Genomic DNA, 10,774 nt, shown 5'->3' with positions numbered 1-10,774 from the left:
GCCAGCGTTCATCCTGAGCCAGGATCAAACTCTCCAATAAAGTGTTTGTCTAGCATCATAAATAAAAATTGACGTTTCACGTTGTTTGTTTCGTTCAGTTTTCAAAGAACTCATCTGCCGCTCGAAGCGACCTTAATAATATAACATTTTGTTTTTTCTCTGTCAACAACTTTTTTCATTTCCAAGTTGTTAACCTCGTTGCCGTTCGTGACAACGAATATAAATATACCAGTTCATAAATTAAAATGCAATAGTTTTTTTATATTTTTTTCACCTTATAAAATAGTATAAAAAGAAAAGCTTTGGAGAAAACTCCAAAGCTTAGTCTTGTTTATGTCTCATTGCCGGGAATAATAATATGTCACGAATAGACGGCGCATTCGTTAATAACATAACAAGACGATCAATACCGATTCCTAATCCACCTGTAGGAGGCATACCATACTCAAGCGCTTCAATATAATCATCATCCATCATGTGCGCTTCATCGTTACCTTGTTCACGCTCTTTTAACTGCGCTTCGAAACGTTCTTTTTGATCGATTGGATCATTTAATTCTGTAAATGCATTCGCATGTTCACGAGCGACAATAAATAACTCAAAACGATCTGTAAAGCGTGGATCTTCTTCATTCTTTTTCGCAAGGGGAGAAATTTCCACCGGATGACCATAAATAAATGTAGGTTGAATTAAATGTTCTTCTACTTTTTGCTCGAAGAACTCATTAATAATATGACCAACTTCCATTGTATCTTTAATTTCTACACCATGTTCCTTCGCTAACGCACGAGCTTCTTCTACACTCATCGGTTTCCAGAAGTCTGCTCCTGAATATTCTTTAATTGCATCTACCATGTGAAGCCTTGTCCACTCTGGCTCTAAATTAATTTCATATTCACCATATTGAACTGTTGTTGTACCTAAAACCTCTTTCGCAATATGAGCAACCATGTTTTCCGTTAGCTTCATAATATCCTTATAATCTGCATATGCTTCATATAATTCAATCATCGTAAATTCAGGATTATGGCGAGTTGATACACCTTCATTACGGAATACACGACCAATTTCGTACACTTTCTCTAATCCACCCACAATTAGGCGTTTTAAATGTAGCTCAATTGCAATACGCATATAGAATTCCATATCTAACGCATTATGATGTGTAATAAACGGACGCGCAGATGCTCCGCCTGCAATCGCATGCAACATCGGTGTTTCTACTTCTAAATAACCGTTGTTATCTAAATATCTTCTCATCTCACGAATGATTTTACTACGAGTTACAAACGTTTCACGACTTTCCATACTCGTAATTAAATCTAAATAGCGTTGACGATAACGTTGTTCAACATCTTTTAATCCATGGTATTTATCAGGAAGTGGACGAAGAGATTTTGTTAATAAAGTAAAACTAGTTGCTTTAACCGAAAGTTCTCCAACTTTTGTTTTAAATACTTTCCCTTCAATTCCTACTAAGTCACCTAAATCAGCTGTATTAAATAGTTCATACTGCTCATCACCAACCGTATCTTTACGAACGTAAATTTGAACTTGGCCATGTAAATCTTGAATATGTGCAAAGCCTGCTTTTCCTTTACCGCGCTTTGTCATAATACGACCGGCAATCGAAATAGCAATTTCTTTCTCTTCTAATTCTTCTTTAGAAAGTTCTCCATACAAGTTTAATAATTCTTTCGTTGAATGCGTACGCTCAAAACGTTTACCAAATGGATCGATTCCTTGTTCACGTAAGTTATGTAGCTTCTCGCGACGAACGAGCAATTGGTCATTTAATTCTCCGTGGTTCATGTTATCCATGGTATTGATATCACTCCAGCTCTATTAAAATTTACAATATATACAGTATATCATTTTCTATCCAACTAGAAAAACTGCCAGCAACACGCTGGCAGTTCTTATTTCTTAGACGTAATTATAGGTAGTAAAAACGGGAATGTCAAACACTCCTTCTATCTCTTACTATTATCCAACCTGAATAGATTTTTGTTTCGCTTCTACCTCTTCTACAAACGCCATCAATAAAGAAGCAAGATCCACACGTGTATTACAACCGTTAATTTCATTGCGCACCTTCGCATTACCGCGAACACCCTTTAAGTACCAAGCCGCATGTTTGCGCATTTCTCGAACGGCGACGTCTTCATTTTTTAAATCAATAAGACGATCTAAATGCAACATACATACGTCAATTTTTTCACGTACAGATGGCTCCGGCATTAATTCACCAGTCTCTAAATATTTTACCGTACGGTAAATCATCCATGGATCACCAAGCGCTGCACGACCAATCATTACACCATCTACACCAATTTCATCAAGCATACGTTTAGCATCTTGCGGCGTTTCTACATCACCATTTCCGATAACAGGAATATTAACAGCTTGTTTTACTTGCTTAATAATATTCCAGTCCGCTTTCCCTTCATACATTTGAACACGAGTACGACCGTGAACGACAACAGCCTGACCACCCGCGCGCTCAACTGCCTGAGCGTTTTCAATCGCAAAAATGTGATCTTCATCCCAGCCGATACGCATTTTTACTGTTACCGGCTTCTCAACTGCATCTACTACCGCCGCTACCATTTCGTACACTTTATTCGGATCAAGTAACCACTTTGCACCCGCATCACATTTTGTGATTTTCGGCACCGGGCAGCCCATATTAATATCGATAATATCCGCTGTTGTATTTTTATCTACATATTTTGCAGCTTCTACAAGTGTTTCTTTTTCCCCGCCGAAAATTTGCAAACTTAATGGCTTCTCTCTCTCATCAATATATAGCATATCTAACGTTTTTTGATTGTTAAATAAAATCGCCTTATCACTTACCATTTCCGCACATACTAATCCTGCACCAAATTCTTTTACCGTTAAACGGAACGCAGAGTTACACACTCCTGCCATCGGCGCTAGTACAACCGGATTTTTCATTTCAATGTTTGCAATCTTTAACACTTGATTGCCTCCCTTCACGATCCCTACTTCGGCATTAATTCTTCTATTGAAACGTTTAACGTCTTTGCAACCTCTACAATAAAATCCCGAGACGGAACTCGATTCCCTCTCTCAACTTCACCTAAAACCGATACAGATACCCCTAATTCTTTCGCGAATCCTTCTTGTGTATAGCCCTTTAATTTACGAAAAGCGCGAATGCGTCTTCCCCATTTTTCTGCTTCCATACCGTTACTCCCTCTCGCCTTTTCATTTCGTCTACTTGTGAACGTGAAATGTTTCGGTTAATTTCTTGATTAATCTCCATCAACGGAACGATAACAAAAGCTCTTTCAAACATCCGCGGATGCGGAACAATAAGATTCTCTGCTTCAATATTTTCGTGATTATAAAGCAAAATGTCAAGGTCAATGGTACGAGGTCCCCATTTGATTTCCCTTTTTCTTCCTAGCTCATTCTCCACCTTTTGTGTCACCATCAATAATTCTTGAGGCAATAAATTGGTAGAAATTTTTATAACTAAATTTAAAAAACAGTCTTGTTCTGTAAACCCAACCGGATCTGTTTCATAAACAGATGATACATCCTCAATTTCAATAGCTGGATGCGCACCCAACAGCTCTATCGCTTGTGATAAATACATATAGCGCTCACCCATATTCGAACCTAAAGCAATATAAACTACATTATTCATGAGCGCCCTCTCTCAATCTCAACCGCCACCGCACGGTAATGTCCTGGAATTGGCGGATCTGGTTTAATAACTTTTACAATACAATTCATAATACAATCGTAACGTTCTAATATATCCGCTGCAATATTTTCTGCAATACTTTCCACAAGCTTATACGTTTTCTCTTCTACAACACATCTACATAACTCATATAACTCTCCGTAATTCACGGAATGCTCTAAGTTATCACTCATTCCCGCCCGCTTTAAATCTAGCTCTACAGTTAAATCCACTTTAAATCGCTGCCCTAATTTATTTTCTTCAGGAAATACACCATGATAACCGTAAAACTCCATATCATGAACAAAAATTTTATCCAAACTATTTACCCCCTTAACATAGCGTCCATCATCTTCGCCATGCGGGACATCTCTTTCACATCATGAACGCGTACAATTTCACAACCTTTTTGAATACCAAGACAAACGGTCGCACCAGTTCCTTCTAAGCGTTCTTCTACTGGCAAATCTAACGCATGACCAATAAATGATTTTCGAGAGGTTCCAAGAAGAAGTGGATATCCTAATACTTTCAACTGCTCTAGATTTCGCATTACTTCTAAATTTTGCTCAAATGTTTTTGCAAACCCTATACCTGGATCTAAAATAATATTCTCATCACGTACACCTGCACGTTTCGCAATTGTAATACTTTCATACAAATCAGCAATCATATCCGCCATCAGATTTCGATAATTTGTATTCTCACGGTTATGCATTAGAATAATCGGTACATCGTAATGCGCCGCTACTTTTGCAATTTTCGGTTCTGCTTTCGCTCCCCAAATATCATTAATAATATGCGCGCCAGCTTCAATAGCTTGCTTTGCAACCTCTGCTTTGTACGTATCAATAGATATAGGAACATCTACCGCTTGCGATACAACTTGAATTATTGGTACAACACGTTGTAATTCTTCTTCTTCTGAGACTTTAGCAAAACCAGGGCGAGTAGACTCTCCGCCAATATCAATAATATGCGCGCCGTTCATTACCATCTCTTTCGCATGACGGACAGCTGCTTCCAGTTCATTATAATTACCACCATCAGAGAATGAATCAGGTGTAGCATTCAAAATTCCCATAATGAACGTCTTTTCATTTAAGTTCAATGTATATTTACCGCATTGCACGTTAGACATCTCCTCTCAACAATTCATTTCGGCTCCAAAGCTTTTCACGATACATTTCATATACACGCAAAAGCCTATTTGTAATTAAACCTTCTTTACCTGGAAAATGCGCTTCTCCAATGCACCAAATTGGGACAATTTCCTGAATAGAATTTGTAACAAACACTTCATCAGCTGCTAGTAACTCTTCTTGTAAGAATAACCCCTCTCTTACCTTGAGCCCTAACGTTTCAGCAGCTGCTAGTACAAAAGCACGAGTAATCCCATTTAAAATGCCCGTTTGTAGTGATGGTGTATACAATATGTTATTTTTCACAAAAAAGAGGTTCGAAACAATCCCTTCCGCAACATTCCCTTCTTTTGTAAGAAAAATCCCTTCTTTCGAAGTTGTATTCCCTATCTCACGTTTCCCCAAAATATTATTTAAATAATGATGTGACTTTAAACGAAACTCTCCTTCTGGCGTATTACGCGTTTGTCTTAAAATAACCCCTTCTTTTTCTACTACATCACTAGGCGTCGATAAAGGTTTTATAAAAACAATAACAGAGGGCTCTTCATAAAGATCTGTCTGCAAGCCAATCTCCCCACTACCTGCAGACACGTTAAAACGAACATACGCATTTTGCAAATGATTTCTTACCATCAACTCTTTTAAAATGCTTTTTACATCTTCTTTTGTCATTTCCCATGCAATATGTAATGACGAAAGAGCGGTCATAAGCCGCTCATAATGATCATCTAGTAAGAAAGGGTGCCCGTTGTAAATACGGAACGTTTCAAAGACACCAAGACCATATAAATATCCATGATCATAAGGAGAAATTTTAGCTTCACTCGCCTCTACAAATGAACCGCTCACATAAATTAACATACAAAAGTACTCCGGCTGTAATGACGAATGAAGTTTTGCAGCAATTCCTTACCATGGGAAGTCATAATAGATTCGGGATGGAATTGTACACCTTCAATCGGTAATGTTTTATGACGAAGCGCCATAATTTCTCCTTCCTCTGTCCAAGATGTTACTTCCAAGCACTCTGGTAATGTTTCTTTTTTTACAATTAGAGAATGGTAACGCGTTGCTGTAAATGGATTTGGAATATTAGCAAAGATTGTTTTCTCATCATGATGCATTAAAGACGTTTTCCCATGCATCAAACGCTCCGCACGAACAACATCCCCCCCAAATACTTGAGCGATCGATTGATGTCCTAAACAAACACCAAAAATCGGAATTCCCCCTGCAAAATAACGAATCACATCCATACTGATTCCTGCTTCATTTGGACTACACGGCCCAGGGGAAATCATTAAGAAATCAGGCTGCATTTTTTCAATATCTTCAATTGTAATTTCATCGTTACGCTTGACGATAAGTTCTTGTCCTAGCTCTCCAAGAAATTGCACTAAATTAAACGTAAAGGAATCATAATTATCAATCATTAATATCATTTCTCTCACCTAACCGTTTCTTCGCTACTTTCTTTCGCACGCCACAATGCTATTGCTTTCTTTAACGACTCTTTATACTCATTTTTCGGATTAGAATCAATAACAATTCCCGCTCCTGCCTGTACATACGCTTGTCCATCTTTCGCAAGTAACGTGCGAATGACAATATTTAATTCCATGTCCCCTGAATAGCTAATCCAACCAATTGAACCTGTATAAATACCACGGCGAACTGGTTCTAGCTCTTCAATAATTTCCATCGTACGAATTTTCGGCGCTCCGGTAATCGTCCCACCCGGAAATACAGCCTTCACACCATCAAAAGCATCTTTTCCTTGCTGTAATTCCCCGCGTACATTTGAAACAATGTGCATAACGTGGGAATATTTTTCAATTACCATAAATTCATCCACTTCTACTGTTCCATACTCACAAACACGCCCTAAATCATTTCTCTCTAAATCAACAAGCATAACGTGTTCTGCACGCTCTTTTTCATTTTCAATTAACTCTTTTGCAAGCTTTTGATCTTCTTGTTCATCTTTCCCACGAGAGCGTGTACCTGCAATCGGACGTGTACTTACTTCATTACCTTGCTTTTTAATTAATAACTCTGGTGAAGCACTTACAATTTGAAAATCTCCAAGTTCTAAATAACCCATGTATGGGGAAGGATTAATTTCACGAAGCTTCGTATAAACTTCCAGCGGATGCGTTTGCAATGTTTTTTCTTGTCTTGTAGACAAGTTCACTTGAAATACATCTCCTGCGCTAATATAATCCTGAATTCGCTCAACAGCTTCAACAAACCCTGTTTCTGTAAAAGAAACTGCTTCTTTATTTATATCAGGTCGAATAAACTTCATTGTCACTTCTGGCACATCTTGTAACCAAAGCTCTTTTAATTCATTTAAGTGCCACTTCGCTTGCTTCTCATCATTTGTATAATGCGTAATAATCCATAACATTTGATCTTTCTGATCATAAACAAATACATCATCAAACAATAAGAAAAATATATCTGGTACATTTACATCATCTTCTGCAAGAGAAGGTATTTTCTCAATATAGCGGATACAGTCATAACTGAAATAGCCAATTGCACCACCTTGAAACGGTGGGTATGCATCATTATGTTCCGTTTTCCATTGCTCCATATACTTTTGCATTAGGTGCAATGGATTCCCCTTTTCTATTGTTTCCTCTCCATTTTCCCATGTATGTAGTGTTTCATCTTTCCCACGAACAATTGCTACAGGGTCAAGCCCAACAATACTATAACGCCCCCCGCGGCCACTTTCTAAAATGATATGATGAGGTTTGTTTTGCGAAAGGAACTTATACTGTTTAAAAAAGTCTAACTGATATGGAACTGAAATAGCTAAAGATTTTCGTCGCTGCATATAAACACCTCGTCTTATTTTATCCTGTTCTAACAATCGGTTAAAAACATTGAACCGTCCACAGAAACCCGATTTTGTTCAACTAACACTTATTTTACATGAAGTTTTCTAGTCGTTCACTCTTTTCCTATTTCCAAACGGAAAAAGAAAAAGCATCCCTTTTTTGAGGAATGCTTTCCATATGTTAAACTTATGATTCAAACTGATAAAGTGGTGTACTTAAATAACGCTCACCATTACTTGGAATGATAACAAGTACTTTCTTGCCTTTTCCAAGTTTTTTTGCAACTTCTGTCGCCGCATAAATGACTGCTCCGGATGAAATACCAACTAAAACTCCTTCTTCGCGCGCTACTCTTCTTGCATATTCAAATGCTTGTTCTGCTTTTACTTGAATAACTTCATCGTATACATCTGTATCTAACGTTTCGGGAACAAATCCAGCACCGATACCTTGAATTTTATGAGAACCTGGTTTTCCACCCGATAATACCGGAGAATCAGCAGGCTCTACTGCATAAATTTTAATATCTTTATACTTCTCTTTTAATACTTCACCAGCACCCGTAATTGTTCCACCTGTACCAACACCTGAAATGAATGCATCTAATTGATCACCCATCTGCTCAACAATTTCCGGACCTGTAGTTAAACGATGAATTTCTGGATTTGCGTCATTTTGGAATTGTTGCGGCATAAAGTATCCATGTTCTTTCGATAACTCTGTTGCCTTGCGAATTGCCCCGCCCATTCCTTCTGATCCTGGCGTTAACACTAATTCCGCCCCATAGGCACGCAATAAGTTGCGACGTTCAATACTCATTGTTTCCGGCATAACTAAAATTGCTTTATACCCTTTTGCCGCCGCTACCATCGCTAAACCAATCCCTGTGTTTCCACTTGTCGGCTCAATAATCGTATCGCCTTCTTTTAATGATCCTTGTTTCTCAGCAACTTCAATCATCGCTAAGGCAATACGATCTTTTACACTGCTCCCAGGATTCATGAACTCTAGTTTTAAATAAATATCTGCACTATCCTCTTCTACAATGCGGTTTAATTTAACAATTGGCGTTTTTCCGATTAATTCCGAAATTGATTGTGCCACTCGCATCTCCGTCACTCCTAACACCGAGTATTTTCATTGGATTTATGTACATTTTGTCAAAAAGGAGGTTATTTGTCAATCTATTTAGATGATTAAAAATAGACAAATAACCTTTTTCTTCCTTACAAACCTTCTATTAGTTTTGTTATATCTTCTTTAGAAAAGTTATATCGTTCATTACAAAAATGACAATGTACTTCTGTCTCTTCTTCTTCATCACGTACTTGCGTTAATTCGGTTTTCCCTAAGCTTATTAATACGCCTTCAATACGCTCACGAGAACATGTACAATTAAATTGTACATCCATTGTCTCTAAAATTTTTACATTTTCCTTTCCTAGCAACTCATATAGTAGTTCTTCTGGAGTTAGACCTTGTTCAATAAGCTTAGAAACCGGCGGAATTTTTTGCAGGCGCTCTTCAAGAACTGAAATTGTCTCTTCTTGTGCATCAGGCATAATTTGCAAAATAAATCCACCTGCAGCTAAAATACTATCGTCACCATTAACAAGAACTCCAACACCAACAGAAGAAGGTGTTTGCTCAGAAGCAGCAAAATAATACGTGAAATCTTCCCCTAACTCGCCTGAAACAAGTGGAACTTGACCAATAAACGGCTCACGCATACCAATATCTTTAATAATTGTTAAAAACCCTTCCGTCCCTACAGCTTGATAGACACGCAGTTTTCCTTGCTCTGTCGCTTCAAAATCAACATGCGGATTCGTTACATAACCACGTACATCCCCATTCGCATGTGCATCTACTAAAATTGGGCCAAGAGGACCATTACCCTCTATCTTAATCGTAAGTTTCTGATCCCCTTTAAGCATTGCACCCATCATTGTACCCGCTGTTAAAGAACGGCCTAGTGCCGCAGAAGCAGTTCTCCACGTATCATGACGTCTTTGTGCTTCGCTCACCGTATTTGTTGTGCGTACACTATAAGCGCGAACTTCTCCGTTAAACGCTAACGCCTTTACTAAATGATCTTTCATTTTCATTTATTCACCTTTCTCATATTGTAGATTGGCATTACGCTCATATAACATATATAGACCTTTAAGCGTCAAAAATGGATCGACAATATCGATAACGTTCGATTCCTCTGCAATTAATTTTGCTAATCCACCTGTTGCAATAACAGTTGGTTCTTGTTTAGCTTCTTCTTTCATTCGCTTTACAATACCTTCTACTTGTCCAACATAGCCATATAAAATACCCGCTTGCATCGCACTTACTGTATTCTTTCCAATGATACTACTCGGTCTTGTAATTTCAATACGCGGAAGTTTCGCTGCTCTACTATATAATGCTTCTGCTGAAATCATAATACCAGGTGTAATTACTCCACCCATATAATGCTTATTCTCATTAATATAACAATATGTAGTTGCCGTCCCGAAGTCGACAATAATAAGAGGACTTCCATATAACTGAATACCAGCTACCGCATTTACAATACGATCAGCTCCCACTTCACGTGGATTTTCATACTTAATATTTAAACCAGTTTTAATCCCAGGTCCAACTACAAGAGGTTTAATTTTAAAATATTTCTCGCACATACGCTCTAAAGCAAACATAATAGGCGGTACAACTGAAGAAATAATAATTCCTTTTATATCATGAAAAGCAATTCCTTCATGTTCAAGTAATTGTTTTACGAGCATACCATATTCATCTTCTGTTTTATAACGATCTGTTTCCATACGCCAATGCTGAAGAAGTTTACCATTTTCAAACACACCAAGTACTGCATTTGTATTCCCTACATCCAATACGAAAATCATATTCTCACCACTTATCTTATTTAATGTATATTTGCGCAATATGTACAGAATTTATCCCGCTATTCGCGGGCAGTAATACTCCCACCTCAGAATTCGGCAAAAGCAAAGAAGTTATGTGGGAGATAAACTGCCCGTAAAAGCCCGATTGGTTCAACTAATAATCAG

12 protein-coding genes are annotated in these 10,774 nt (G+C 37.9%); all 12 read right to left on the bottom strand.

The features are described from left to right. Positions 1-321 precede the first annotated feature (321 nt). On the bottom strand, positions 322-1,821 hold the full coding sequence (gene lysS, locus MR076_RS22545; protein ID WP_242224330.1) for a lysine--tRNA ligase: 1,500 nt from the start codon (positions 1,819-1,821) through the stop codon (positions 322-324). A 165-nt stretch (positions 1,822-1,986) separates the two neighbouring features. Next, positions 1,987-2,985, bottom strand: coding sequence for a tRNA dihydrouridine synthase DusB (gene dusB / locus MR076_RS22540; RefSeq protein WP_242224328.1), 999 nt, complete (start codon positions 2,983-2,985; stop codon positions 1,987-1,989). Positions 2,986-3,008: 23 nt separating this feature from the next. Continuing rightward, on the bottom strand, positions 3,009-3,212 hold the full coding sequence (locus MR076_RS22535; RefSeq protein WP_242224327.1) for a helix-turn-helix domain-containing protein: 204 nt from the start codon (positions 3,210-3,212) through the stop codon (positions 3,009-3,011). Then, positions 3,164-3,679, bottom strand: a complete 516-nt coding sequence (gene folK, locus MR076_RS22530) for a 2-amino-4-hydroxy-6-hydroxymethyldihydropteridine diphosphokinase (protein ID WP_242224319.1) — start codon at positions 3,677-3,679, stop codon at positions 3,164-3,166. Before folK ends, MR076_RS22535 begins: the two co-directional genes overlap by 49 nt. Continuing rightward, positions 3,676-4,038 carry a dihydroneopterin aldolase gene (gene folB / locus MR076_RS22525; RefSeq protein WP_020062127.1) on the bottom strand — a complete coding sequence of 121 codons (363 nt, stop codon included), beginning with the start codon at positions 4,036-4,038 and terminating at the stop codon, positions 3,676-3,678. Before folB ends, folK begins: the two co-directional genes overlap by 4 nt. A gap of 5 nt (positions 4,039-4,043) precedes the next feature. Beyond that, positions 4,044-4,859 carry a dihydropteroate synthase gene (gene folP, locus MR076_RS22520; RefSeq protein WP_242224317.1) on the bottom strand — a complete coding sequence of 272 codons (816 nt, stop codon included), beginning with the start codon at positions 4,857-4,859 and terminating at the stop codon, positions 4,044-4,046. Next, positions 4,852-5,724, bottom strand: a complete 873-nt coding sequence (gene pabC / locus MR076_RS22515) for an aminodeoxychorismate lyase (protein WP_242224315.1) — start codon at positions 5,722-5,724, stop codon at positions 4,852-4,854. Before pabC ends, folP begins: the two co-directional genes overlap by 8 nt. Beyond that, positions 5,718-6,305, bottom strand: a complete 588-nt coding sequence (pabA, locus tag MR076_RS22510; RefSeq protein ID WP_242224313.1) for an aminodeoxychorismate/anthranilate synthase component II — start codon at positions 6,303-6,305, stop codon at positions 5,718-5,720. Before pabA ends, pabC begins: the two co-directional genes overlap by 7 nt. 5 nt (positions 6,306-6,310) lie before the next feature. Then, a complete protein-coding gene (trpE, locus tag MR076_RS22505; RefSeq protein ID WP_242224311.1) occupies positions 6,311-7,708 on the bottom strand; it encodes an anthranilate synthase component I in 1,398 nt (465 codons plus the stop codon). Between the two features lie 190 nt (positions 7,709-7,898). Further along, positions 7,899-8,822 carry a cysteine synthase A gene (gene cysK, locus MR076_RS22500; RefSeq protein WP_242224309.1) on the bottom strand — a complete coding sequence of 308 codons (924 nt, stop codon included), beginning with the start codon at positions 8,820-8,822 and terminating at the stop codon, positions 7,899-7,901. Positions 8,823-8,938: 116 nt separating this feature from the next. After that, positions 8,939-9,814, bottom strand: a complete 876-nt coding sequence (hslO, locus tag MR076_RS22495; protein WP_242224308.1) for an Hsp33 family molecular chaperone HslO — start codon at positions 9,812-9,814, stop codon at positions 8,939-8,941. Between the two features lie 6 nt (positions 9,815-9,820). Continuing rightward, positions 9,821-10,609 carry a type III pantothenate kinase gene (locus MR076_RS22490; RefSeq protein ID WP_242224304.1) on the bottom strand — a complete coding sequence of 263 codons (789 nt, stop codon included), beginning with the start codon at positions 10,607-10,609 and terminating at the stop codon, positions 9,821-9,823. Between the last annotated feature and the right edge of the window lie 165 nt (positions 10,610-10,774).

It is taken from the genome of Bacillus cereus group sp. BfR-BA-01380 (genome assembly GCF_022663535.1).
Lineage (GTDB): Bacteria > Bacillota > Bacilli > Bacillales > Bacillaceae_G > Bacillus_A > Bacillus_A cereus_BB.
Note: the sequence above shows the minus strand (reverse complement) of the source record. Positions and strands in the feature narration are given on the sequence as shown.

Bases quoted from the DNA above. Each gene is read 5' to 3' on its own strand.
- lysS (WP_242224330.1), bottom strand. From the start codon at position 1,821: ATGGATAACATGAACCACGGAGAATTAAATGACCAATTGCTCGTTCGT.
- MR076_RS22535 (WP_242224327.1), bottom strand. From the start codon at position 3,212: ATGGAAGCAGAAAAATGGGGAAGACGCATTCGCGCTTTTCGTAAATTA.
- folK (WP_242224319.1), bottom strand. From the start codon at position 3,679: ATGAATAATGTAGTTTATATTGCTTTAGGTTCGAATATGGGTGAGCGC.
- folP (WP_242224317.1), bottom strand. From the start codon at position 4,859: ATGTCTAACGTGCAATGCGGTAAATATACATTGAACTTAAATGAAAAG.
- pabC (WP_242224315.1), bottom strand. From the start codon at position 5,724: ATGTTAATTTATGTGAGCGGTTCATTTGTAGAGGCGAGTGAAGCTAAA.
- pabA (WP_242224313.1), bottom strand. From the start codon at position 6,305: ATGATATTAATGATTGATAATTATGATTCCTTTACGTTTAATTTAGTG.
- trpE (WP_242224311.1), bottom strand. From the start codon at position 7,708: ATGCAGCGACGAAAATCTTTAGCTATTTCAGTTCCATATCAGTTAGAC.
- cysK (WP_242224309.1), bottom strand. From the start codon at position 8,822: ATGCGAGTGGCACAATCAATTTCGGAATTAATCGGAAAAACGCCAATT.
- hslO (WP_242224308.1), bottom strand. From the start codon at position 9,814: ATGAAAGATCATTTAGTAAAGGCGTTAGCGTTTAACGGAGAAGTTCGC.
- MR076_RS22490 (WP_242224304.1), bottom strand. From the start codon at position 10,609: ATGATTTTCGTATTGGATGTAGGGAATACAAATGCAGTACTTGGTGTG.